At 67.2% G+C, this 23374-nt stretch carries 27 protein-coding genes and 1 pseudogene; 11 read left to right on the top strand and 17 right to left on the bottom strand.

What is annotated here, in order from left to right; all coding sequences use genetic code 11:
• The first annotated feature begins 3 nt into the window (after positions 1-3).
• From CTA01S_RS00360 to CTA01S_RS00350, 3 genes are read left to right on the top strand one after another with little or no spacing between them, the layout of a single operon-like run.
• Positions 4-603 carry a peptidoglycan recognition protein family protein gene (locus CTA01S_RS00360; RefSeq protein WP_062190953.1) on the top strand — a complete coding sequence of 200 codons (600 nt, stop codon included), beginning with the start codon at positions 4-6 and terminating at the stop codon, positions 601-603.
• Between the two features lie 20 nt (positions 604-623).
• Positions 624-1052, top strand: a complete 429-nt coding sequence (locus CTA01S_RS00355; protein ID WP_062190950.1) for a hypothetical protein — start codon at positions 624-626, stop codon at positions 1050-1052.
• 27 nt (positions 1053-1079) lie between these two features.
• Positions 1080-1661 carry a cob(I)yrinic acid a,c-diamide adenosyltransferase gene (locus CTA01S_RS00350; protein ID WP_062190948.1) on the top strand — a complete coding sequence of 194 codons (582 nt, stop codon included), beginning with the start codon at positions 1080-1082 and terminating at the stop codon, positions 1659-1661.
• Here the strand turns inward: CTA01S_RS00350 and CTA01S_RS00345 are convergent.
• The 7 genes from CTA01S_RS00345 to CTA01S_RS00315 form a co-directional block, all read right to left on the bottom strand.
• Positions 1658-1966 (bottom strand): hypothetical protein, encoded by a 309-nt coding sequence (locus tag CTA01S_RS00345; protein WP_062190945.1) that lies wholly within the window; start codon positions 1964-1966, stop codon positions 1658-1660. The two genes, CTA01S_RS00350 and CTA01S_RS00345, sit on opposite strands and share 4 nt — an antisense overlap.
• 218 nt (positions 1967-2184) lie before the next feature.
• Positions 2185-2835, bottom strand: a complete 651-nt coding sequence (locus tag CTA01S_RS00340; protein WP_062190941.1) for a dioxygenase family protein — start codon at positions 2833-2835, stop codon at positions 2185-2187.
• 61 nt (positions 2836-2896) lie between these two features.
• Positions 2897-4015: a 3-deoxy-7-phosphoheptulonate synthase gene (locus CTA01S_RS00335; protein ID WP_062190938.1), complete on the bottom strand. Its 1119-nt coding sequence runs from the start codon at positions 4013-4015 to the stop codon at positions 2897-2899.
• Positions 4016-4288: 273 nt separating this feature from the next.
• On the bottom strand, positions 4289-4783 hold the full coding sequence (locus CTA01S_RS00330) for a hypothetical protein (RefSeq protein WP_019561262.1): 495 nt from the start codon (positions 4781-4783) through the stop codon (positions 4289-4291).
• A 156-nt stretch (positions 4784-4939) separates the two neighbouring features.
• Positions 4940-6400, bottom strand: a complete 1461-nt coding sequence (gene tldD, locus CTA01S_RS00325) for a metalloprotease TldD (protein ID WP_062190935.1) — start codon at positions 6398-6400, stop codon at positions 4940-4942.
• Between the two features lie 61 nt (positions 6401-6461).
• Positions 6462-7619, bottom strand: a complete 1158-nt coding sequence (locus CTA01S_RS00320; RefSeq protein ID WP_062190932.1) for a GGDEF domain-containing protein — start codon at positions 7617-7619, stop codon at positions 6462-6464.
• A complete protein-coding gene (locus CTA01S_RS00315) occupies positions 7592-8425 on the bottom strand; it encodes a helical backbone metal receptor (RefSeq protein WP_062190929.1) in 834 nt (277 codons plus the stop codon). The genes CTA01S_RS00320 and CTA01S_RS00315 overlap by 28 nt, the downstream gene beginning before the upstream one ends.
• 229 nt (positions 8426-8654) lie before the next feature.
• Between CTA01S_RS00315 and rbp the strand changes: the two genes are divergently transcribed.
• A complete protein-coding gene (gene rbp, locus CTA01S_RS00310) occupies positions 8655-9032 on the top strand; it encodes an RNA-binding regulator (protein ID WP_062190926.1) in 378 nt (125 codons plus the stop codon).
• 74 nt (positions 9033-9106) lie between these two features.
• On the opposite strand, the gene CTA01S_RS00305 is transcribed toward rbp, so the two are convergent.
• From CTA01S_RS00305 to fumC, 3 genes are read right to left on the bottom strand one after another with little or no spacing between them, the layout of a single operon-like run.
• Positions 9107-9415 carry a P-II family nitrogen regulator gene (locus CTA01S_RS00305; RefSeq protein ID WP_019561257.1) on the bottom strand — a complete coding sequence of 103 codons (309 nt, stop codon included), beginning with the start codon at positions 9413-9415 and terminating at the stop codon, positions 9107-9109.
• A 2-nt stretch (positions 9416-9417) separates the two neighbouring features.
• Positions 9418-10353: a sodium-dependent bicarbonate transport family permease gene (locus CTA01S_RS00300; RefSeq protein ID WP_062190923.1), complete on the bottom strand. Its 936-nt coding sequence runs from the start codon at positions 10351-10353 to the stop codon at positions 9418-9420.
• Between the two features lie 43 nt (positions 10354-10396).
• Positions 10397-11791, bottom strand: coding sequence for a class II fumarate hydratase (gene fumC, locus CTA01S_RS00295; RefSeq protein ID WP_062190920.1), 1395 nt, complete (start codon positions 11789-11791; stop codon positions 10397-10399).
• A 209-nt stretch (positions 11792-12000) separates the two neighbouring features.
• Here fumC and CTA01S_RS00290 point away from each other — a divergent pair, with 209 nt between their 5' ends.
• Complete coding sequence (locus tag CTA01S_RS00290) at positions 12001-12504, top strand: hypothetical protein (protein WP_062190917.1); 504 nt, start codon at positions 12001-12003, stop codon at positions 12502-12504.
• The gene (locus CTA01S_RS00285) at positions 12501-12980 is read left to right on the top strand and encodes a hypothetical protein (RefSeq protein WP_062190914.1); all 480 of its coding nucleotides are present in this window, start codon (positions 12501-12503) and stop codon (positions 12978-12980) included. Before CTA01S_RS00290 ends, CTA01S_RS00285 begins: the two co-directional genes overlap by 4 nt.
• A 33-nt stretch (positions 12981-13013) precedes the next feature.
• On the opposite strand, the pseudogene CTA01S_RS17055 reads toward CTA01S_RS00285, so the two are convergent.
• Positions 13014-13100 (bottom strand): annotated as a pseudogene (locus tag CTA01S_RS17055) (SDR family oxidoreductase); the annotation flags it as partial.
• Positions 13101-13279: 179 nt separating this feature from the next.
• On the opposite strand from CTA01S_RS17055, the gene CTA01S_RS00275 reads away from it, so the two are divergent.
• Complete coding sequence (locus CTA01S_RS00275) at positions 13280-13744, top strand: hypothetical protein (RefSeq protein ID WP_157451259.1); 465 nt, start codon at positions 13280-13282, stop codon at positions 13742-13744.
• 6 nt (positions 13745-13750) lie between these two features.
• On the opposite strand, the gene CTA01S_RS00270 is transcribed toward CTA01S_RS00275, so the two are convergent.
• Genes CTA01S_RS00270 through CTA01S_RS00255 form a run of 4 tightly spaced genes read right to left on the bottom strand, consistent with a single transcriptional unit; the run spans position 13751 to position 16823 of the window.
• Positions 13751-14527, bottom strand: coding sequence for an SDR family oxidoreductase (locus tag CTA01S_RS00270; protein WP_062190904.1), 777 nt, complete (start codon positions 14525-14527; stop codon positions 13751-13753).
• Complete coding sequence (gene lptC / locus CTA01S_RS00265) at positions 14524-15237, bottom strand: LPS export ABC transporter periplasmic protein LptC (RefSeq protein ID WP_062190898.1); 714 nt, start codon at positions 15235-15237, stop codon at positions 14524-14526. Before lptC ends, CTA01S_RS00270 begins: the two co-directional genes overlap by 4 nt.
• A complete protein-coding gene (locus tag CTA01S_RS00260) occupies positions 15238-15828 on the bottom strand; it encodes a KdsC family phosphatase (protein WP_019561250.1) in 591 nt (196 codons plus the stop codon).
• Positions 15828-16823: a KpsF/GutQ family sugar-phosphate isomerase gene (locus tag CTA01S_RS00255; protein ID WP_026330247.1), complete on the bottom strand. Its 996-nt coding sequence runs from the start codon at positions 16821-16823 to the stop codon at positions 15828-15830. Before CTA01S_RS00255 ends, CTA01S_RS00260 begins: the two co-directional genes overlap by 1 nt.
• Positions 16824-16913: 90 nt before the next feature.
• On the opposite strand from CTA01S_RS00255, the gene CTA01S_RS00250 reads away from it, so the two are divergent.
• The 4 genes from CTA01S_RS00250 to CTA01S_RS00235 all read left to right on the top strand — a co-directional run bounded on the left by CTA01S_RS00250 (position 16914) and on the right by CTA01S_RS00235 (position 21273).
• Positions 16914-18911, top strand: coding sequence for a monovalent cation:proton antiporter family protein (locus CTA01S_RS00250; RefSeq protein WP_019561248.1), 1998 nt, complete (start codon positions 16914-16916; stop codon positions 18909-18911).
• Between the two features lie 201 nt (positions 18912-19112).
• A complete protein-coding gene (locus tag CTA01S_RS00245; RefSeq protein ID WP_062190895.1) occupies positions 19113-20087 on the top strand; it encodes an MBL fold metallo-hydrolase in 975 nt (324 codons plus the stop codon).
• A gap of 27 nt (positions 20088-20114) precedes the next feature.
• Positions 20115-20690 carry a histidine phosphatase family protein gene (locus CTA01S_RS00240; RefSeq protein WP_084362236.1) on the top strand — a complete coding sequence of 192 codons (576 nt, stop codon included), beginning with the start codon at positions 20115-20117 and terminating at the stop codon, positions 20688-20690.
• A 43-nt stretch (positions 20691-20733) separates the two neighbouring features.
• A complete protein-coding gene (locus tag CTA01S_RS00235) occupies positions 20734-21273 on the top strand; it encodes an adenine phosphoribosyltransferase (RefSeq protein WP_019561245.1) in 540 nt (179 codons plus the stop codon).
• A 10-nt stretch (positions 21274-21283) separates the two neighbouring features.
• On the opposite strand, the gene CTA01S_RS00230 is transcribed toward CTA01S_RS00235, so the two are convergent.
• Positions 21284-21751 carry a cyclic nucleotide-binding domain-containing protein gene (locus CTA01S_RS00230; RefSeq protein ID WP_062191424.1) on the bottom strand — a complete coding sequence of 156 codons (468 nt, stop codon included), beginning with the start codon at positions 21749-21751 and terminating at the stop codon, positions 21284-21286.
• Positions 21752-21934: 183 nt separating this feature from the next.
• Positions 21935-23311: a tRNA uridine-5-carboxymethylaminomethyl(34) synthesis GTPase MnmE gene (mnmE, locus tag CTA01S_RS00225; RefSeq protein ID WP_026330245.1), complete on the bottom strand. Its 1377-nt coding sequence runs from the start codon at positions 23309-23311 to the stop codon at positions 21935-21937.
• Positions 23312-23374 lie beyond the last annotated feature (63 nt).

Here is a 23374-nt window from a genome sequence, read left to right as displayed (position 1 = left end):
GACATGAACATCGACAGCCAAGGCCGGGTTCAGGACCCACGCGTGCGCCTGGCCATCAGCCCGAACATCGAACGCGGCCCCATGACGCTGGTGCGTGGCATCGTGGTCCACCAGACCGACAGCCCCACGGCCACCTCCACACTCAACAGCTATCGCTCGCCCGACGCCAAAGGAGCGCACTTCCTGATAGACCGCGATGGGACGATCTATCAGACGGCTTCCATCCTGAAGATGACGTGGCACGTCGGCCCCCTGCGAGCCCGATGCCTGGCCGAACATCGTTGTGCCCCCACGGAGCTTCAAGCCCTGCGCCGCTTCGACCCCAAAGGGGAACATGAGCGGGAGCGGGAAAAGGCCCACCCGGACCGCTACCCATCCAATCAGGATGCCATCGGGATCGAAATCGTCGGGCAGGCTCTGCCCAAGGACGTCCCGCCGGAAGAACGCGTCTATGAACCCGTCACGGCCGCTCAGAACGCCTCTTTGAAATGGCTCATCTCCGGGCTCTCGGTCTCTCTCGGAGTGGCCCTGACCGAGGTGTTCCGCCACCCTGTGGTGTCCAGAAAGAACCCAACAGAAGCGCAAACCGCCGTATGGGAGTAACCGCAACTGGCAAGGCCCTCATGGCTGCTGCGTTTCTCGTCGCGGCAGGTGCAACGGCCTCCAATTCTCAGAAGGCTCCGGCCGATGAGGGCATCGAGCCGACCACGTTTGCATTGAACTTGCCGGATGTCCGCTGGGTGGTCATCACAGAAAACGCCCAACGCATCGCGCCCGATGTCGATACGGACCTGCGCTGCGACCGATTTGCGGTGACGCAGCGCGAGATCGCCACATTTCTGCGCCGCGCCCAGGCAGTTTCAGCCCAGGATGCCATGCATGTGCTGAACTGGACGCCCTGCCGCGCCTCCGGTCGTGTCGGCTTCGTCGATGGGCGAACAGGCCACTGGTCCGTCAACCTGAGCCGCAAAGGTTGGTTGCGGATGGACGACGGCCAGGAAATCCACATGGTCTGCCCCGAATGCCGCCTTGCCGGCCAACGCCTGCCCTGAAGCGGCTCCGTGCAGTACGATGCGCCCATGGGCAACCGACTCACACAAATCGCCACGCGTACCGGCGACGATGGCACCACCGGGCTGGGCGATGGCAGCCGCGTGGCCAAGGACCACCTGCGGGTGCAGGCCATGGGCGACGTGGACGAACTCAATTCGCACATCGGCGTGCTGCTGGCCGAGCCGCTGCCGCCGGCGGTGCGCGAGCTGCTGGTGAGCATCCAGCACGAACTGTTCAACCTTGGCGGCGAGCTGTCGATGCCGGGCCACGCCCTGATCAAAGACGAGGCCGTGTTGGCGCTGGATGCCGCGCTGGCCGAGCACAACGCCGCCCTGCCCCGCCTGAAGGAATTCATCCTGCCGGCCGGCACGCGCGCGGCCAGCCTGGCCCATGTGTGCCGCACGGTGGCGCGACGCGCCGAACGCTCCGTGGTGGCACTGGGCGCGCGCGAGCCCATCCGCGCCGCAGCGCGGCAATACCTCAACCGTCTGTCCGACCTGATGTTCGTGCTCGCACGCGTGCTCAACCGCGCGCGGCTCGACGGCCTGGGCGGCGATGACGTCTACTGGCGCAGCGAACGCCTCCAGCGCGAGGACGACGGCGCTTAACTCACCTGCAGCGCCGCCACGTCCACCCTGAGATGCGGGCGGCCGGTGGCGCCCAAGGCGGCGCGGGCGTAGGCCTGGGCCCAGTCTGCCTGCCGGAACTGCGCCGGCCCCACGGCCTGGGCAATGGACAACAACTTGTCCACGATCAGCACCTTGCCGCTGGCGCGCAAGGGCTCACATTCATGGGCCACGAATTCGGCATCCAGCCACTGGCGGGCTTCCTCATGCCCCATCGGTGCGCCGCCCTCCAGCGGCACTCGGACTTCCTGACCATCGCCGAACTTCACCACCACTTCTGCACGCATCGCGCTCTCCTGGGCTGCCTCAGCCCCATCATCAAAAAGAAGCCCGCCAAGCCGAACGGGCATGGCGGGCGGATCCACCCGAAGGTGGTCTGCTGAGGGAAAACGCAGCCGCTGAGGAGCAGCTTGCCGACATTTCACCCCCAAACCCGGGCGTGCGCCAGCGTTCTTGCCAGCCCTTACCTTGCTTACAACTGGACGCGCCGGCGGCGATGCCGGCCTCAGGCCGGCACCACGAGGTCACGGCGGGTGATCCAGCGCACCGCAGCGCCAGCAGGCGCTGCTTGCAGGCGCATCTCCACCTCGGCCCGATCGGCCGGGCCAAGGCGCCGGAACAGCACGTCTTGCTCATTGGCAGCCTCGCCGGCGACGAACCATTGCGACACCCGTTGCCCAAAGCTCGGATGCAAGACCTTCACGTGAATATGGGGCGCGCGCCCAGGATAGACCACGGGGCGGATGCTACGGAAGCGGAAGGCGCCCTGCGCGTCGCTGACCGTGGCGCCAAAGCCTTGAAAGCCCGCATCCACCCGCGGCCCAGTGCCATGCGGGTGGCGATAGCTGCCGTAGACATCGCACTGCCAAATCTCGATCGCCGCGCCGTCGACCACACGCCCCTGGGTATCGACCACCACGCCAGCGATGTCGAGCCACTCGCCGCGGGCGGCCTGCGCCTGGCCACGCACCCGTGTGAGGTCGGCATCGTCATCGAGCGGCCGATGCAGGGGGTAAAACGGGCCTTCGGTCATGGCGGGCAGCGCACGGCGCGACGAGGCCAACGCCGGCCACGCCAGGCAGGCCGCGGCCCAGCCCAGACCGGCAATCAGCTGGCGCCGGCGCGGCGGCCAGGCGCGACGGTTCGACGAGGACATCGCTGGCTCCAACGAGACCATGCCGCTTGGGCCCGCACGGCGCCCCAGAAGTTCCCCCCTCTCAACCCCGCCGGCGCTTGACGGCCTCCGACAGCACGTGCAGCACTTCCAGCGAGTCGTCCCAGCCCAGGCAGGCGTCGGTGATGCTCTTGCCGTATTCGAGCTTGGACGGATCGTCCTTGCCCGGGTTGAACTTCTGATTGCCGGCTTGCAGATGGCTTTCCACCATCACGCCGAAGATGCGGCGGGAGCCGCCGCCCACCTGCGCCGCGATGTCGCGCGCCACCTCGAGCTGGCGCTCGTGCTGCTTGTTGGAATTGGCATGTGAGCAGTCCACCATCAGCGATGGGGTCAGCTTGGCCGCCTCCAGGTCCTTGCAGGCGGCTTCGACATGGGCCGCGTCATAGTTGGGGGTTTTGCCACCGCGCAGGATCACGTGGCAGTCCTTGTTGCCCTTGGTTTCGACGATGGCGACCTGGCCATTTTTGTGCACCGACAGGAAGTGATGCGCCCGGCTGGCGGCCAAGATCGCATCGGTGGCGATGCGGATGTTGCCATCGGTGCCGTTCTTGAAGCCAATGGGCGCCGACAGGCCGGAGGCCAACTCCCGGTGCACCTGGCTTTCGGTGGTGCGTGCGCCAATGGCGCCCCAGCTGATGAGGTCGCCGATGTATTGCGGCGAGATCACGTCGAGGAACTCGCTGCCGGCGGGCATGCCCAGGCGGTTGATTTCCAGCAGCAACTGGCGCGCGATGCGCAACCCCTCGTCGATGCGGAAGCTCTCGTCCAGGTACGGGTCGTTGATCAGGCCCTTCCAGCCCACGGTGGTGCGGGGCTTCTCGAAGTACACACGCATCACGATCTCCAGCGTGTCGGCGTACTTCTGGCGCTGCGCCAGCAGGCGGCGGGCGTAATCGACGGCGGCCGCCGGGTCGTGGATCGAGCACGGACCGATGACCAGCAGCAAGCGGTCGTCCTTGCCCTGCATGATGCGTCGGATGCGCTGACGGGTCTCGGACACCAAGGTCTCCACTGCCGTGCCGCGGATCGGAAAGAAGCGGATCAGATGCTCCGGTGGCGGCAGCGGCGTCACGTCCTTGATCCTTTCATCATCGGTTTGAGAGGTACGGTCGACGGGCGCATACCAACCCTCGATGGCGCTGGCGGACTTGGCGTTCATGGGGTGCGTTCTCCTTGCTCGATCATCAGGGGGTGACGGACTGTCTGCCGCCACCGCCTCCCAGAGGGACGAAAAAAAACCGCCGGAGGTCTTCCGGCGGTTTTCTGGGATTCGGTTGCGGGTTTGTACGGTTACGCGCTGACCTCTCCTCCGCCGGTGCGGTGCGAGAACCAAAAGTAGGCAAAAAAGAAGGTCGTTGCGCGAGCCATAGGCGCCTAATGTAGCACGGCTTTGCGGCGCTGCGTCAAGATCGGGTGTGGCAACGGCGCCACGTCAAAGCAGGATGTCGGGCTCGCCCGAGCGCGGCGGCTCGTCGCCCTCGGTGTGCAGACCCCGCGTGAGGGCCGACCACCACAGCGGCCGACGCGCCGGCGGGTCCAGCGCGGGGTCCGGGGCACGCAGCACCTCCAGTTCGCCCAGCAGGCGCGAGGCCACGTCCATGAACTCGCGGCGCAGCAAGGGCTCGTCCACCTCCCGGGCGCAGGCGTCGATCCACACATCGAGCATCCATTGCACCTCGGTGAAGGTCACGGCATAGTGCCGCAGCTCCACGGGCAAGACGCTGTGACGCCCCAACAGGTCGCGTCGCTGGCGCTCCAGGCGCTCGCGCAAGTCCAGCTGCAGCCGTGTGCGCACCGGCGGACTGGCCGTGCGCACCTGCCGCACGAACTTCATCAGGTCGGTGTTGACGCGCTCGACCCGCTCGATCAGCTCGGGGTCGGGCTGCGAGCGTGGGGGCTCGGGCGCAGGGGCGTCGGGGTCGGACATGGCAACCCGGCCCCATGCAGGAGGGACCGGGACCCTTGAGCGTAGTGCCTGCGCCGCGCTCCATCAAGCCTGCCGGGCACGCCATCGGCCTCCGCGTGCAAAAGCTCTCGGCAAATCTTCACACCCGCGACCGCAGGCCGGTCGGGTCACAGCCGGTCAGGCCGTCCCGCCGACGGTCAGACCATCGATGCGCAAGGTCGGCTGACCCACGCCCACCGGCACGCTCTGGCCCTCTTTGCCGCAGGTGCCCACGCCGGAGTCCAGACGCATGTCATTGCCGATCAGACTCACCCGGGTGAGCGCGTCGGGGCCGTTGCCGATCAGCGTGGCGCCCTTGACCGGGTACTGGATGCGACCGTTTTCGACCCAGTAGGCCTCGCTGGCGGAAAACACGAATTTGCCGCTGGTGATGTCCACCTGGCCGCCACCGAAGTTCACGGCATACAGCCCTTTCTTGATGGAGGCGACGATTTCCTCGGGCGATTTGTCCCCGCCGAGCATGTAGGTGTTGGTCATGCGCGGCATGGGCACATGGGCATAGCTTTCACGCCGGCCGTTGCCCGTGGGCTTGACCTTCATCAGCCGCGCGTTCAGGCTGTCTTGGATGTAGCCGCGCAGGATGCCGTCTTCGATCAGCACATTGCACTGGGTGACGTGGCCTTCGTCATCGATGTTGAGCGAGCCGCGCCGATCCGGCAAGGTGCCGTCGTCGAGCACGGTCACGCCTTTGGCGGCCACGCGCTGGCCGATGCGCCCCGAAAACGCGCTCGAGCCCTTGCGGTTGAAATCCCCCTCCAGGCCGTGACCGACGGCCTCGTGCAGCAGCACCCCGGGCCAGCCCGGGCCCAGCACCACGGTCATCTCGCCGGCCGGCGCCGGGCGTGACTCCAGATTGGTCAATGCCGCCTTGACCGCATCGTCCACATAGCCGGCGATCACGCCGTCGTGGAAATACCCCAGTCCGAACCGCCCACCACCGCCGCCGGTGCCGATTTCGCGCCGGCCGTTCTGTTCGGCGATCACGGTCACGCTCAGGCGCACGAGCGGGCGCACATCGGCGGCCACCGTGCCATCGGCGCGCGCCACCAGCACCACGTCGTATTCGGCGGCCAGGCCGGCCATCACCTGCACGATGCGCGGATCGCGCGCGCGCGCCAGGCGCTCGACCTTCTCGAGCAATTCGACCTTGCGCGCACTGTCCAAGGTGGCGATCGGATCGGTCGGCGCATACAGCGTGCGGCTGCTGGCCACTTGCGGCGGGCCCACTTTGACCCGCCGGCTCTGACCGGCCGCCGCAATGGTGCGCACCGTGCGCGCCGCATCGAGCAGCGCCGCCTCGGAAATGTCGTCGGAATAGGCAAACGCCGTCTTTTCGCCCGACACTGCCCGCACGCCCACGCCTTGGTCGATGCTGAAGCTGCCGGATTTGACGATGCCCTCCTCCAGGCTCCACCCCTCGCTGCGGGTGTACTGGAAATACAGATCGGCGTCATCGATGCGATGCTCGCCGATGGTGCGCAAGGCCCGCGCCAGCACGGTTTCGTCCAGGCCGAAAGGCTCCAGCAACAGCGAGCGGGCCACGGCCAAGCGTTCGAGGGTGGGTTCGCGCGAGATCATGCCGACATTGTAGGCAGGGCAGGTTCCACATGGCGCCGGCATGGGCTTGCGCAGCCGGCGCTCAGGCCCCAGCCACCCACACCAAGCGGCCCCGGCCGCTTGCCTTGGCCTGGTACAAGGCCGCGTCGGCCCGCGCAATGGCGGCGTCGAGATCACCGTCGGCCCGGTTCATCGTGAAGGCCCCGGCACTGAAGTCCACGCTGCCGTCCGGTGTCGGCCAGGGCCGCAGCCGCAGCCGCTGACGCAAGCGCGCATCGACCCGTTGGGCGGCGGCGGCGTCGGCATCGTACAGCACGGCCATGAACTCTTCGCCCCCGTAGCGGCCGACCACATCGCCCTCACGCAAACTTTCTTGCAGCACGGCGGCAAAGCCGGCGATCACCTGGTCGCCGGCGGGGTGCCCGCGTTCGTCATTGATGCGTTTGAAGTGGTCGATGTCGATCATCATCACCGTGACCGGCACCTCATGGCGGCGCGCCAGCCGCACCAGCCGCTGGGCCTGCTCCAGCACCGCGCGGCGGTTGAGCACACCGCTGAGGTCGTCATAGGTGGCCAATTGACGCAAGCGCCGCTCGGCTTCGTCGCGATGCGCCAGCAGGAACGCCAGGGTGGCCAGGCTCACCGTGGCATTGTCGATGATCAGTCCGGCAATGCTCAGCGGATGATTGGCGCCAAACGAGGGATAGTCCTCGGGCCAGCCGGCCATCAGGGCCGCGCGCGCCAGCAACATCGCCGCAGACGCCAAAGCCGCCCCTGCCAGCAACCAACGCCAAGCGCGCCCTTGCGGTGCCGGCCGCAGCGCCAGATGCACCACCGCCGCCAGCTGCACGGCCAGCAGCACATTGACCAGGCTCACCCGCCACTGCACATGCTCATAGATCAGCCCATTGAGCATCGCCAGGCCCAGGGGCCACAGCACGATCCAACGCCAGCCCACGGGGCGGTCCAGATACAGGCCCAAGGCCCGCCACCCCAGTGCAAATGACAGGCTCAAGGCCCACACCCCGGCACTGGAGACCCAAGGCCGGCCGACGCCGGCCAGCGGCGCCACGATCAAGGCCGCCCAACCCAGCGATTGCAACAACAGCGCACGAATCCAGCAGCGCAAGCCCGCATGGGCACTGCGGCCCACCACGGCAAACAAGGCCAGCCCCGTGAGCGTCACATTCGCCCACAAGGTGAACAGGATGCTCAAGGCCTGGAGTTGCACGCCTTGCATGGCCCGCCCCCCGGCGCCGTCGGCCGCGCCAATGCCAGCACATAGCTCAAGCCGTCGATCGCCCGGCTGCCATACCAACTGAGCAACTCGCCATCGACTAACTGCACCGGCACGTCGGGCAGATGCCGCCGGACTTCCTCCACATGCCGCGCGCCGAAGCGGTAGGGCTCGCTGGCCAGCAACACCGCATCCAGCCCTGCGTGCCGCACCTGCGCCCAGTCGAACACCGGATAGCGGGCCGCCCCGCTGGGGCCGCCATGCACGTCGGGCCAGGTCTGCCAATTCACCGTGGCCAACAGCCGGGAAATATAGGTGTCGCGCGCCACGGTCATCCAGGGCTCGCGCCAGATGACGTACAACACCCGGCGCGGCGGCCACGGCCCGGCGCGCTGCAGCGCCCCCAAACCCTGGCGCAGCCGCTCGGACAAGGCTTCGGCCCGCGCGCGCACCCCCGGCAACCGACCAAAGGCCTGCACCATCTGCCCGTACAACGCGAGGTTGTCCTGCGGCGCGCACGGGTGGGTCACGATGACCTCGGGCACGAACTCCCGCAAGGCCTGCACCGTGGGCCACTCGTTTTCGTCGACATTGACGATCACATGCGTGGGCGCCAGCTTGCGCAGAGCATCGAGCTTCACGTCCTTGGTGCCGCCCACCTTGGGCACGGCCGCCACGGCGTGGCGCGGATGAATGCAAAAACCCGTGCGCGCCACGATCCACGGCGCCAGACCCAAGGCGAAGAGCAGCTCGGTGATCGAGGGCACCAAGCTGGCGATGCGAGGGGGGTCGAGGGGCGGTGCGCGCATGCGCCGATCTTGCCTCCAATCCAAGCCCCGGGGCGCGGCGCACCAAAGCAGGGCGACCCGGAAAAACCCTCCCCGGGAAAACAACAGTTTTTCACACCTGGATTTCCCATTGTCAGGCGACTCGCCCATAATGGATGGGTCTCTGTGTGGATGCGGCGCCTAGGCTTGAGTGGTTCTCGACGGGTAGAAGCTCCAACTGAACGATGAGCGATAGAAAGGAGCTCTCTCGATGGGCAACAAGCTGTACGTGGGCAATCTCGCCTATTCCATCCGCGACGAAGACCTGAACCAGGCCTTCAGCCAATTCGGCGCGGTCACCTCGGCCAAGGTCATGATGGACCGCGATACCGGCCGCTCCAAGGGCTTCGGCTTCGTGGAAATGGGGTCGGATGCCGAGGCCCAATCGGCCATCAATGGCTTGAACGGCCAGTCCCTGTCCGGCCGCGCCATCGTCGTCAATGAAGCCCGGCCCCGCGAACCGCGGCCCGGCGGCTTCGGGGGCGGTCACCGGGGCTTTGGCGGCGGTGCAGGCGGCAGCCGCGGCGGTTACGGTGGCGGCGGGGGTCGGGGCGGCTACGGCAGCGGTGGCGGTCGCGGTCAGTACTGAGCCCCAGGTATCCGTCTGTTCCCCCCAACGGCGAAGCTTCGGCTTCGCCGTTTTGTTTGGTGCGGCCGCCGGGCTCAGAACTTGTGGGGGCGCAAGACCTGCACGTCGGCGAAGAACATCGTCAGCCCGAAATGCGGTGCATACCGCGTCAGCACGTGCTCAGCGATCTGATCGGCCACGGCCGTCTCGCAAATCACCTTCATCTCGATCGTGCGGTCCGCTTCCCAGGCACCTTCGCGCACGCCCATGCTGCCTTCGCCGCGCACGTCATAGACGGTATAGCCATGCGCGCCCAGGCGCTTGACGTCGGCCACGAGCTGCTTTTCCAAGGCCGCCTCGGCGATGATCACCAACAAGGTACGGGGGTGTTTGGTCAGGGCCATGCTCAAGCTCCGGTGAGGGCTTTTGCCAATGCAATGTACAAAGGAATGCCCACCAAGACATTGAAGGGGAACGTCACGCCCAGCGCCGCGGTGATCGACAAACCGGCATTGGCCTCGGGCACGGCGATGCGCATGGCCGTGGGCGCGGCAATGTAGCTCGCACTGGCCGCCAACGTGGCCAACAAGGCCACCCCGCCCGTGGACAGACCGAGCATCAGGCCCACGGCCGCCCCGGCCAAGGACAGCAGCGGCGGGGCGATCAAGCCCACACCAATGACCGCCAGGCCATAGCGACGCACCTCGGCCAGCCGGCCACCGGCCACCAAGCCCAACTCCAACAGGAACAGCGCAAGCACACCCTTGAAGGGCTCGACGAACACCGCATGAATCGGCGCCGTACCCGCCTCCCCGGCGATGGCGCCGATGAGCAAACCGCCCACCAGCAACAACACGCTCTTGCCAAAGGCCACCTCATGGGCCAGCGTGCCCCAACGCACCTCACGCAGCCGCGACAAGCGCGCCAACAAAATGCCCGAGACGATGCCCGGCGCCTCCATCACCGCCACCCACAGCGAGGCATGGCTTTCGTAAGGAATGCCCTGGCGGGTCAATGCCGCGCTGGCCACGGCAAACGTCACCACACTGACCGACCCGTAGTGCGCCGCCACCGAGGCCGCATCGGCCATGCTCAGCCGCAGCACCCGCAGCACGGGATACAGGGCAAACGGAATGGCCAGCCCCAGCGCCAGCGCCGCCCCCACTTGCGGCAGCAGATGCATCACCGGCTGCTTGGACAACTCGATGCCGCCTTTGAGACCGATGGCCAGCAACAAGTAAATGGACAGGGTTTCGTACAAGGCCTCGGGCAAGCGCAGGTCCGAACGCACCAGACGGGCAAACACGCCCAGCAGAAAGAAAAACACGACGACATCGATCATGGCCCGGCATGGTGCCACAGAAACCGCCCACACCCGGCGCGGCTCAGCCTGGCCGCGTCATGGCCAGCGGATCGATCCAGCGGTCGTACTCCTCGGCGCTGACATAGCCGCTTTCGATGGCCGCCTCGCGCAAGCTCAGCCCATGCGCATGCGCCGCCTTGGCGATCTGCGCGGCGCGGTCATAGCCGATGTGTCGGTTCAGCGCCGTCACCAGCATCAGATTGCGCTCCAGGTGTTCGTCGATCACCGCCTCGTTGGGCTCGAGCCCACGCGCGCAGTGCTGCTCGAAGCTTTCGCAGGCGTCGGCCAACAAGGCGATGCTTTCCAACACGTTGTGCGCCATCACCGGCTTGTACACATTGAGCTGGAAGTTGCCTTGCGAGCCGGCAAACGCCACGGTCGCATCGTTGCCGAACACCTGCACGCACACCATGGTCAGGGCCTCGCACTGGGTGGGATTGACCTTGCCCGGCATGATCGACGAGCCCGGCTCGTTCTCGGGGATGCGCAGCTCGCCGATGCCACAACGCGGCCCGCTGGCCAGCCAACGCACGTCATTGGCCATCTTCATCAGCCCGCCGGCCAAGGTGCGCAAGGCCGCCGAGCATTGCACCAGCGCATCGTGCGCGGCCAGCGCGAAAAACTTGTCCGGCGCGCTGCGAAACGGGTGGCCGGTCAGTTGCGCCAGATGCCAAGCCGCGCGCTCACCAAAGCGCGGGTGCGCATTGAGCCCCGTGCCCACGGCCGTGCCGCCGATGGCCAGATCGTACAAGCCGTCCAAGGTCTGGCGCACCGCTTGCACCCCGAAGTCGATCTGCGACACCCAGGCCCCGATCTCCTGGCCCAAGGTGATGGGCGTGGCATCTTGCAGGTGGGTGCGGCCCGTTTTGACCAGATGCTCATACGCCTTGGCCTTGGCCGCCAAGGTCTGGCGCAGCGCCTGCACCGCCGGGAACAGCCGCTCGTGCAGCTGCTCCACCACCGCCATGTGCATCGCGGTGGGAAAGGTGTCGTTCGATGATTGCCCGCGATTCACATGGTCGTTGGGGTGCACCGGCTGCTTGCTGCCCAACACGCCGCCGGCCAACTCGATCGCTCGGTTGGCGATCACCTCGTTGGCATTCATGTTCGACTGCGTGCCCGAGCCGGTTTGGAACACCACCAAGGGAAAATGATCGTCCAGGCGGCCGTCGGCCACCTCTTGCGCTGCCGGCTCGATCAAGGCCGCCAGCTCCGCCGGCAGCTCGCCCAGCTCGCGATTGGCGCGCGCAGCGGCCAGCTTGAGCAGACCCAGCGCGCGGATGATCGGGCGGCCCCACACGAAGCGCGGCCCGCCGATCTTGAAATGCTGGATCGAGCGCTGCGTCTGCGCGCCCCAATAGCGGTCCGCCGGCACCTCGATGGGGCCCATGGAATCGGTTTCGATGCGAGTTGGCATGTGCGTCTCCCTGCCTGCGCGCCATGCAAGCGCTTGCAGCATAACGATAGCGCCGGCGTCCGGCGCTGTCTTGCGGTCACGCCCTCCCCCGGCACCGGGGCTCGTCACGGCTGCTTACCACCGGACACAGTTGCTCGCCCGGCTCGAGGCCACAATGCCTTGGGCTGCTTCGCAGCAGCCCACACCACAAGATTCAGAGAGGAGCTTCCATGCTGCACACCACCGTGCCACTGGCCGAGGCCGTTGGCAAGCACATCAGCCACTTCTGCGCTTTCGACCTCGGCAAGAACGACAGGGCCAATCACTGCGCCCACCTGGTCAGTCACCTGATGGGCTATGAATTCGCTGCCACCTGCAAGAACACCACGCTGGCGGAGAAAAGACGTCCCGAAAAAGGCGCCTGCATCCGTGTCGACGAGATCTTCAATCGCCTGCGCGAAACCGGCCCCTGGGACGAACGGCCCGCACATCTGCAGGCCTGCCTGATCTTCGTATGCAGACGCAGCAACATGCAGCGCCTGGGCCATCGGCTCCGTATGGATTCATCCCCCGCGAAGCATGTCGGTATCCATGTCGCAGACACCGTTTGGCACTACAGCAACCGCAGCGATCAAGTCGTCAGTGAACGCTTGGCCGACTTTTGCACGAAGTTTCGTCGTCAATATCAGCTCGCCGGAGACCCCGTCGAGTTCTACTTTGGGAGTCTTTCATGAGGTTCCTTCTGGCTGCATCCAGGGTCGTGCTGCTGCTGGGCAGCCTCGCGCTGCCAGCAGGGCTGCTGTCCTCCCCCATTGAGCCCAGGTCGGGGCGTCCGGCCACGATCGACCCCGCTGTCCCCCCCGAGAGCACCCAGGTCATCCAGTTGTTCCTCGAGAACGCTCACCTGCCCAGTGCGAACACCCCTTGCGACAACTCTGCGGATGCCAAGCGCCGAACGCTGCGCGAGGAGTTGTCCCTGCTCTTGGGCTACGGCGTCAGAATGTCGGCCGACCACTTCATCGCGATGCGAACGATCTGCGAACCCGGCCAGGCCCAACGGACCGACGGTTCACCGGTAGATGTGTGGGTTTGTTCGTTCCATGTCGAGACGACCAATGCTCAGAGGCGCCCTCAGGGGGGTGGCTTGATCATGGGTTCGTTCACGCGGTCCGCCTGGGAATTGCTGCCCCATACGCTCTTCTGCTCGTAAAGCCATGAGCTGACAAGGGCGGCTGTCGCCCCACTCCCCTTGTCGCTTCTTCCGCGGCCGCCCGGCCAAGGCCCGGTCGAACAGGGCGTTGGGCAAGACGCGCAGCAGCTTGGCCACCAGCTGCAGATGCGCGACTCCCGCTGGAAGCACATCGGCATTCATCTTGGAGGAACCGTCTGGCACTACAGCAATACGCAGCGCCGGGTGGTGAGTGAAGCCGTCTCGGTCTTCAATGAACGCTTTGGTCGGGCCTATCAAATGTCTGGCCAGACTGTGGAGTTCTACTTCGGAGAGTTCATTTGAGAACGCAACTGTGGCGCCTCGGGGGAGCCTTGATGCTGGTGGGCTGCGCCCACGCCCCCATCGACCCCTGGACAGGGGAACGAGTGGTCATCGATCCCAGCCAACCCCCCAAGGGGGCGCAAATGATGCAACTCTTCCTGAGCCAGGGCGACACGCCCTTGCGCGGTTCGGGCTGCATGTCCGATGAGGCCCTCGACGCCCGCCTCACGCTGCGGGACCGGCTGGCGCAGGTGCTGGGCGATGCGCTGGACCATCCCGAGCATCACCGCGCGGTGCTCAAAGGGACTTGCACGTCGGATCCGGTGCAAACGCCCGATGGCCGTGTGATCGATGCCTGGGCCTGCTCGCTCAACATGGTGCAGGAGGACATCACCGAAGGCTTCGTCGCCAACGCCTTCGTCCGCGGCCACTTCACCAAGGAACGATGGCGCCTGGTGCCAGGCAGCCTGCTGTGCTTGTGACGATCCTCACTCCCCTTGTCGCTTCTTCCGCGGCCGCCCGGCCAAGGCCCGGTCGAACAGGGCGTTGGGCAAGATGCGCAGCAGCTTGGCCACCAGGCCCATCTGCCAGGGAATGACGCGGTAGCTCACCCCGGCCTCGATGGCCGCGTAGGCGCGATCGGCAAAGTCCTCGGCGCTCATCAAGAACGGCATGGCGTAGCGGTTCTCGCGCGTCAGCGGCGTGTCGATGTAGCCCGGCAGCAGCGTCACCACCGGCACGCCATAGGGCCGCATCTCGCCGCGCAGGCTTTCGCAATAGTTCACCACCGCCGCCTTGCTGGCGCAGTAGGCGCCGTGGCCGGGCAGGCCCCGGATGGCCGCCACACTGGCGATGCCCACCAGGCGGCCGCTGCGGCGCTGGCGCAGGCCCTCGATGAAGGGATGAAAGGTGGCCGCCAGCCCCAGCACATTGGTCTCGAGGGTGGCTCGCATCACCTCCAAATCGTCGAAGATGGCCGTGTCCATGCCCACGCTGATGCCCGCATTGGCGATCACCACCTCCGGCAAGCCCTGGCGCTCGAGGCACTGCCGGCCTGCCGCGACGATGGCCTGCACGTCCCGCACGTCGGCGGCATGGACCACACAGTCTTCGGCCGTCCAGCCCTGCGAGCGCGCCCAGGCTTCGGTGTCGGCCGCACGGCGCGCCACCAAAGCCAGGCGCCAGCCCGCTCGGTGGTAGCGCAGCGCCAGTGCCTGGCCAATGCCGCTGGATGCGCCCGTGATGTAGGCCAGCGGCCGGCTCATGAAGCCGCCCCCGCACGCCGTGTGGGCGGCAACACGCCTTGCACCCCGCCGCGCAGCTCGAGCACGCGCCGGGGATGGTCGTAGATCAAGCTTTGTCCAGACAACTGCATGCCTCCTTGCACCAAGGTGACGGGACGATCGGAGACCACACGCTGCGCCTCGACGAAGAACAGCAATTCCTCGCCGCGCAGCTCGGTGGCTTGGTCCCAAGGTGGGCCTGCCGGGTCGGCCCCAGGCTGGCGCAGCACACGAGCCCCGCCGAGCAGGCGCACTTGGCTGCCGTCTCCTTCGGCCTGGGCCTGGCTTGCCGTGGCCACCGTGACACGGCCCTGCGCATCGGTGTGGCGCAAGCGCACCTCGTCGATTTCGAGCCGGTCGGTGTCGGGGTAGTGACGCAAGGTGCGGCCTTCCAGGCGCAGCTCCGGCAGACCGACCCCGCGGTACAGCTGCACGGAAAATCGTTCCATCACGTAGTCGGGATCACGGCGCGGCGGGGCGTCCGGGCTCGGGGTCTCGGGCACGGGGGTGCTGCGCACCAACCAGTACGTCAGGCCGGCCAGTACGGCCATCAGCACCAGCGGCAGCGAGGTCATGAGCTGGTCCACCGCCTGGATCCAGCGCGACCGCGGCGGCACCCCTCCCGAGGCCGGGACTTTGAGGCGGCCCAAGCCGGTGGCATGCGGCTCGGTCGGACCGGCGGCGCGGCTCATTCACGCGCCGGCGGCCGCTCGGCCGTCGTCCAGGGTGTGCAAATGGCCCTCCAAGAGCCGGGCGTAGTGTCCACTGGCCATCAGCAACAGGTCACAGAACTCACGGGCGGCGCCTTCGCCGCCGCGCAAGGCACACACATGGTCCGCCACGGCCTTGGCCTCGGCATGTGCATTGGCCGGCGCGCAGGCCCAGCCAGCGCGCACCATCAGCGGCAGGTCGGGCCAGTCGTCGCCCATGACGGCCACCTCATGCCAACCCCAGCCACGTTCGTCCAGCAGCGCCTGCGCCACCGCGAGCTTGTCGGCCACGCCGAAGCGGGCTTCGACGATGCCCAAGTCGCCCAGCCGGCGACGCACCGCCGGAGAATCGCGGCCGGTGATGACCACCGGCTCGATGCCAACGCGCGCCAGCAGCTTGATGCCATGGCCATCGAGCACGTGGAAGGCCTTGAAGGCTTCCCCGTCCTCGCCGATGTACAGCCGTCCGTCGGTGAGCACGCCGTCCACGTCGAAGATGGCCGCGCGAAGGCCTTGGGCTTGCAGCAGCAGCTCAGGCGGTGCCGACAAAGCCGGTCGTAGCTCGCGCCGCATCAGATCACCTTGGCACGCATCAGGTCGTTGCTGTTGAGCGCACCCACCAGGCGGCCGTCTTCATCGACCACCAACACCGAGGTGATGCGAGCCCGCTCCATCAGGTCGGCCGCCTCCACCGCCAAGGCATCGGCACGCACCGTGCGGGGCTGACGGGTCATCAGCTCGCCGGCGGTCAGGCCGCGCAGGTCGCGGCCTTGCTCGATCTGGCGGCGCAAGTCGCCGTCGGTGAAGATGCCCAGCACCCGGTCGTCATCGTCGACGATGGCCGTGGCTCCCAAGCCCTTGGCCGACATCTCGCGCATCATGGCCGAAAAGCCGGTGTCGGGCCGCACGCGCGGCACGGCTGAGCCTTGGCGCATCACATCTCGCACATGCGTGAGCAGCTTGCGGCCCAAGGCGCCGCCCGGGTGCGAGCGCGCGAAGTCCTCCTCACGAAAGCCCCGCGCATCCAACAAGGCCACCGCCAAGGCGTCGCCCATGGCGATCTGCGCGGTGGTGCTGGCCGTGGGCGCGAGATTGAGCGGACACGCTTCTTGCGCGACCGAGGTGTCCAGCACCACGTCGCTGTGCCGGGCCAGTGTGGAGGCCAGCCGCCCGGTCATGCCGATCAGTCGCACACCCAAGCGCTTGAGCAAGGGCAAGATGGCGGTGAGCTCATCGCTTTCGCCAGAATTGGAAATCGCGATCACCACGTCGGCGGAGGTGACCATGCCCAGGTCGCCATGGCTGGCCTCCGCTGGGTGCACGAACATGGCCGGCGTGCCCGTGGAGGCCAGCGTGGCGGCGATCTTGCGGCCCACATGGCCGCTCTTGCCCATGCCCATGACGACCACACGGCCGCTGCAGCCGAGAATGGTCTGCACGGCCTGCGCGAAGGCTGGGCCTTGGCGGTCGCGCAGGGCCAGCAGGGCCTGCGCTTCGATCTGAAGGGTTTGGCGCGCCAACGCAATGGCTCGATCAGCGTTGTATCCGGGAGCAGACGGGCTAGGCATGGGGACGGGCCGTCGAGGGCATGGCTCGTTTACGATGGGCAGATTCTAGGCGCTGGGCCTGTCCCGCGCCGACCCTTGTGCACACTCACCATGGCCTCCACTCTCGATCTCGTCTTGCTGTATTTGTTGGCCGCCGTGCTCGGCGTGGGGGTGTGCCGCAGCCTGAAGCTGCCGCCCATGCTCGGCTACCTGGCCGTCGGGGTGCTGATCGGCCCCAACGCGATGGCCTTGGCCAAGGATACGGCCGGCATCCGCTACCTGGCCGAGTTCGGCGTGGTGTTCTTGATGTTCGTGATCGGGCTGGAGTTCAACCTGCCCAAGCTCAAGAGCATGCGCCGCCTGGTCTTCGGACTGGGCCTCAGCCAGGTGCTGGGCACGGTGGTGCTGGCCGTGGCCGGCAATGCCGTGCTGGCCTTCGGGCTGGGGCTGCTGGGTCGACCCTGGCCTCTGGCCTGGCCCACGGCGCTGGCCTTGGGCGCAGCGCTGGCCATGTCGTCCACCGCCATCGTGGTCAAGCTCATGGCCGAGCGCTTGGAGCTCGACAGCGAGCATGGCCGGCGTGTGATCGGCGTGTTGCTGTTCCAGGATCTGGCGGTGGTGCCTTTCCTGGTGCTCATTCCTTCACTGGGGGCGGCGGCCGACGCACTGGCGCGCGACCTGGGCCTGGCTTTGCTGAAGGCCGCGGCGCTGCTCATCGTGCTGCTGGCCGGCGGCCAGCGTGTGATGCGCTGGTGGCTGACTCTGGTGGCGCGGCGCAAGAGCGAGGAGCTCTTCATCCTCAACGTGCTGTGGATCACGCTCGGGTTGGCTTGGCTGACCGAACATGCCGGCTTGTCGCTGGCCCTGGGCGCATTCGTGGCCGGCATGCTGATTGCCGAGACCGAGTACAAGCACCAGGTCGAGGCCGACATCCGGCCTTTCCATGACGTGCTGCTGGGCCTGTTCTTCATCACCATCGGCATGTTGCTGGACTGGCGGGTGGTCTGGGAGCAATGGCCGCTGGTGTTGCTGCTGCTGACCGTGCCGCTGCTGTTCAAGTTCGCTTTCGTGGCTGCATTGGCCAAGCTGTTCGGCGCGCCCCCCGGGGTGGCGCTGCGCACCGGGCTGTACCTTGCCCAGGCTGGCGAGTTCGGTCTGGTGCTGCTCAACCTGGCCACCGAGCGCGGACTGGTGTCGCTGGATCTGCGCAGCGCGGTCTTGGCCGCGATGGTGCTGTCGATGTTGGCAACCCCCTTCATCATCCAGCATGCCGACCGCATCGTCATGCGTTTGTCGGCCAACGATTGGATGCTGCAATCGGTGCAACTCACCAGCATTGCGAAAAAGTCCATCCGCTCCGAAGCCCACGTGATCATTTGCGGCTATGGGCGCAGCGGCCAGAACCTGGCCCGGCTGCTGGAAGCCGAGGGCATTGCGTACATGGCACTGGACCTGGACCCCGACCGCGTGCGCCAAGCCGCAGCGGCCGGTCAAAGCGTGGTCTTCGGCGACGCAGCCCGCTTGCAAAGCCTGGTGGCCGCCGGCCTGTCGCGCGCCAGCGCCGTGGTGGTGACGTACCACGACACGCCCTCGGCGCTGAAGATCCTGCAGCTGGTGCGCCAGCACGCCCCCAAGGTGCCGGTGATCGTGCGCACCATCGACGATGCGGACCTCGAGCGCCTGCGCGCCGCCGGTGCTGCCGAGGTGGTGCCCGAAGCGATCGAAGGCTCCTTGATGCTGGCTTCACATGCGATGGCCTTGGTCGGGGTGCCGATGCGGCGGGTGCTGCGTCGCGTGCAAGAGCAGCGCGAAGCCCGCTACAGCCTGCTGCGCGGCTACTTCCATGGCGCCGACGACAGCGGTGCCGATGATTTGCACACCCAGCGTCTGCAGTCGGTCACCCTGCCCGCCGGCTCGCCCTGGAGCGGCCAGCCCCTGCACCGCCTGGGACTCGAAGCCCTGGACGTGCAGGTGGTGTCGGTGCGCCGCCTGCAGGGGGCGGTGGTGCGGCCAGAGGCACAGCTGGTGTTGCACAGCGAAGACACCCTGGTGCTGTCGGGCCTGCCCGAAGCCCTCGCCCGGGCCGAGGAGCGCTTGCTCGCGGTCTGATGCGCGGTCTGACCCGTGGGCCGGTGCGCGCGCAGGGCGCGCAAAGCCCGCAGCCGCTCGTGGATTTATCCGCGCCGCTGGCGGCAGCGCCCGGATGGCACGACCATCATCGCCGTGCGCCATGCCCGTCGGTGGCCATCAGGCCGACGCCATCCGGCCTGCGGATCAGCCCCGTGAGTGTCTGTGTACAGGAGAGTTCCCATGCTGCAGCGTCGCCAGTTTCTCGCCGGATCGGCCGTCGTCACCCTCGGGGCCCTTGGGGGCCTGGGTTGGGCACCGGTCTGGGCACAGAACGCGCCCGACTTGGGCCTGCCCGAGCTGCCCAATCCCGGCTTTGCCCGCCTCCGTCTTGGAGAGGTCGAGATCCTGGCCATCAACGATGGCGTGGCCCGGCGTCCCTTGGCCGAGGGCTTCGTGCGCGAGGTGCCCTTGGCGCAGGTCCAGGCCGCCTTGCGCGACGCCGGCCTGCCCACCACCCATGTGGACATCGGCTTCACGGCCTTCGTGGCGATCCTGGGCGAGCGCCGCATCCTGATGGACACCGGCAACGGCCAGTTCGGCGCCCCCACCACCGGCCGGCTGCTGGCCCACCTGCAGGCCGCCGGCCTCCCGCCGGATCAAATCGACACGGTGCTCATCACGCACTTCCATGGCGACCACATCAACGGCCTGCGCAACCGCGACGGCAGCACGCCTTTCCCCAAGGCCGAGGTATGGGTGCCCGAGGCCGAATGGGCCTTCTGGATGGACGACGCCCGCATGAACGCCGCCCCAGACGCCATGCGCGGCGCCTTTCAGAACGTGCGTCGCGTCTTCGGCCCCATCGCCACTCAAGTGCGTCGCTTCGCGCCGGATGCGGTGCTGATGCCCGGCCTGCGCGCCATCGCCGCCCATGGCCACACCCCGGGCATGTCGATGTTCCAGGTCGAGTCGCGTGGCCAGCGCTTCCTCAACCTGGCCGATCTGTCCAACCTCCCCGCCCTGTTCGTGCGCCAACCGGACTGGGCGGTCACCTTCGACATGGACCCGCAGGCCGCACGCGCCGTGCGACACAAGATCCTGTCAATGGCCGCCCAAGAAGGCGTGACCGTGGGCGGCTACCACTTCCCCTTCCCGGCCTTTGGCCAGATCCAACGGCAGGCCCAGGGCTATGACTTCAAGCCTGCGCGGACCTGATGCGCAGCCCAAGCGCACCGGCCGCCCATGAAGCGCCGCTTGCTGCTTGGCAGCCTGATGGGCCTGGGCTTCGGCATGGGCCCCGCAGACTTGCGGGCCGAAGCCGCCGCACTGCTGAGCGCCTTGCGTGGTGGCGGCGTGGTGCTGATGCTGCGCCATGCCCGCACCGTGCCCGGTGTGGGCGATCCCCCCGACTTTCGGTTGGGTGACTGCGCCACGCAACGCAATCTGTCGGCCGCAGGCCGCGCCCAAGCCCGGCGCATCGGGCAGACCCTGGCCGCGCATGGCTTGCAACCCCGTCTCGTGCGCAGCAGCGGCTGGTGCCGCTGCATCGAGACGGCCGAGCTGGCCTTCGGCCGTCATGAAGTCTGGCCGGCGTTGCATTCGTTCTTCACCGAACACGACGCGCAGCGCCGCGCCCAAACCGCCGCGCTGCACGAAGCCTTGGCACAGCTGCCTGCCGAAGGCTTCGAGGCCTGGGTCAGCCACCAAGTCAACATCACGGCATTGACGGGCACCTGGGTGGACATGGGCGAAGCCGTGGTGATCCGTGGCGGCCCCGATGGCGGCACAATGCTGGGCCGGCTGCGCCTGGACGCCTGAGCGCAGCAGCTCGGCCTTTGGCCTACTTCTTGCCGTACTCCCCATGGATACCGCCCAATACATCCAGCGCCACATCCGCACCGTCCCCGACTGGCCCAGCCCCGGGGTGCAGTTCCGCGACATCACCCCGCTGCTGCAAAACCCCAAGGTCTTTCGGGTGCTGATCGATCAATTCGTGCACCGCTATTTCGACACCACCGTCGATGTGGTGGCCGGACTGGATGCGCGCGGCTTCATCATCGGCTCGGTGCTGGCCTACGAGCTCAACGTGGGCTTCGTGCCGATCCGTAAAAAAGGCAAGCTGCCCTTCACGACGGTGGAAGAAACTTACGAGCTGGAATACGGCTCGGCCACGGTGGAATTGCACACCGACGCGGTCAAACCCGGAGATCGGGTCGTGCTGATCGACGACCTGATCGCCACCGGCGGCACCATGATGGCGGGCAAACGTCTGCTCGAGCGCCTGGGCGCCAACGTGATCGAGGGCGCGGCCATCGTCGAGCTGCCCGAATTGGGTGGTGGGGACAAGCTGCGCGCCTCGGGCCTGCCGGTGTATACCCTCGTCAGCTTCGAGGGGCATTGAGCGCGGTGGCTCAGGTCATCGGAATGCGATGCGCCAGATTGGCGCGCATGCGAATGGCCATCACCGCACCGGCTGCGCGCAAGACTTCCAAGGCCACCACCGGCATGCGCGCGGCCAGTTCCTCCAGGCGTGGCAAGCGCAAGGCATAGATCACCCCTGGCGTCATGGCCTCGACCGTGGCCATGCGCGGGCCCTCGGCAAACAGCGAGGGCTCGCCCATCACCGCGCCGGGACGCAAGATGGCCACCTTGTTGGCTCCTGGCGCCGTATTGGCCACGAACACTTGCATCGTGCCCTGGGCCAGGAAATACATGGCGCGGTCGCGATCGCCTTGCCGAATCACTTGATCGCCCATGCGCACCTCGTGGCGCGAGAGAAATTGCGTCAGCGTGCGCCATTGATGAGCATCGAGACGCGGCCGGAAGGCGTCCTCGGCATTGAGCGATTGCACCGCCTGGATCAGCTCCTGGGCTTCCATCTTCTTTTGTCCTTCCTGGGTCGGCTGTGCCGACGATGCCGCGCCCACACGCGCGGCATCGCGGCTTGAAGCATCCCATTATGGGCCGCAGCCCCAGGGCTCACAATGCCGCCCCCCGCAGGCAGGGTGGACGGCGGCGTAGCGGCGCGACCTGACACAATTTGGACGCCGCCGGAATCTTCGCTACTTGCCGATGCAGAACTGACGGAAGATTTCTCCCAGCAGCTCGTCGGGCGTCATGCGCCCGGTGATGTCGCCCAGCGCGTCGTGGGCCAAGCGCAGCTCCTCGGCCAGCAAATCCAAGGCGGCATCGGCAGCCAGCGCATGGGCCTGCGCCTGCTCCAGGTGCTCGGCCGTGCGGCGCAAGGCGCGCAGGTGGCGTTCGCGCGCGATGAACACCCCTTCGGGCTGTGCCTGCCAACCCACTTGCTCCAACAGCAAGCGGCGCAGCGCCTGCAGGCCCTCGCCGGTCTTGGCCGACACCGCCACATGGGGCTGCGGCAGCCCTGCAGGCAAGCGCTGAGCATCGAGCTTGTTGTAGACATGCACCACCCTTGCCCCCGGAGGCAAGCGCTGGCCGATCTCGATGTCGCCGGCGTCATAGTCCGCTTGCCCCAGGCGCGTGAGGTCGTGCAAAAAAAGCACCACGTCGGCCTGGGCGATCTCGCTCCAACTGCGCGCAATGCCGATGCGCTCGACCTCGTCGGTGGCTTCGCGCAGGCCTGCGGTATCGACCACATGCACCGGCACGCCCTCGATCTGGATCGTCTGACTGACCTTGTCGCGAGTGGTCCCCGGAATCGGCGTGACGATGGCCAGCTCCGCGCCAGCCAGGGCATTGAGCAGCGAGCTCTTGCCCACATTGGGTTGGCCGGCCAGCACCAGCCGCATGCCTTCGCGCAGCAAAGCCCCTTGGTGCGCCTGATCCAGCAAGGTCTGGAGCGCGCTGCGAATGCCTTCGAGCTGGCCACGCGCATCGGCTTTCTCGAGGAAGTCGATCTCCTCCTCGGGAAAGTCCAACGTGGCCTCCACCAGCAAGCGCAAACGCACCAAGCGCTCGCGCAAACCTTCGACCTGCTGCGAAAACGCACCGGCCAGCGAGCGGCCGGCCGAACGCGCGGCCGCCTCGGTGCTGGCTTCGATCAAGTCGCTCACCGCCTCGGCTTGGGCCAGATCGAGCTTGTCATTCAAAAAAGCCCGCTCGGTGAACTCGCCGGGCTCGGCCAAGCGCAGGCGGGGCAAGACCTGCGCTGCGACATCCAGACAACGGGCCACCAGCAACTGCAACACCACCGGGCCGCCATGGGCCTGCAGCTCCAACACGTCCTCGCCGGTGTAGGAATGCGGCGCCGGGAAATACAGCGCCAAGCCATGGTCGATGGGCTGACCCTGCGCATCGGTGAAGGGCAGATAGTGCGCATGGCGTGGCACGAGCGAGCGGCCCAGCAAGGCCGGCACGAAGCTCGAAAGATCGCGCCCGGACACGCGCACGATGCCCACCGCCCCGCGTCCGGGAGCCGTGGCGATCGCCAAGATCGGGTCTTGATGACGAGACAGCATGGCCCCCATTGTGAGCCCAACAAACGCCAACGCCCCGCGGCGCAGACCCCGGGGCGTTGGCTT

The sequence above is a fragment of the Caldimonas taiwanensis NBRC 104434 genome (assembly GCF_001592165.1).
Lineage (GTDB): Bacteria > Pseudomonadota > Gammaproteobacteria > Burkholderiales > Burkholderiaceae_C > Caldimonas > Caldimonas manganoxidans.
This window is presented reverse-complemented; position numbering and strand designations above follow the sequence as displayed.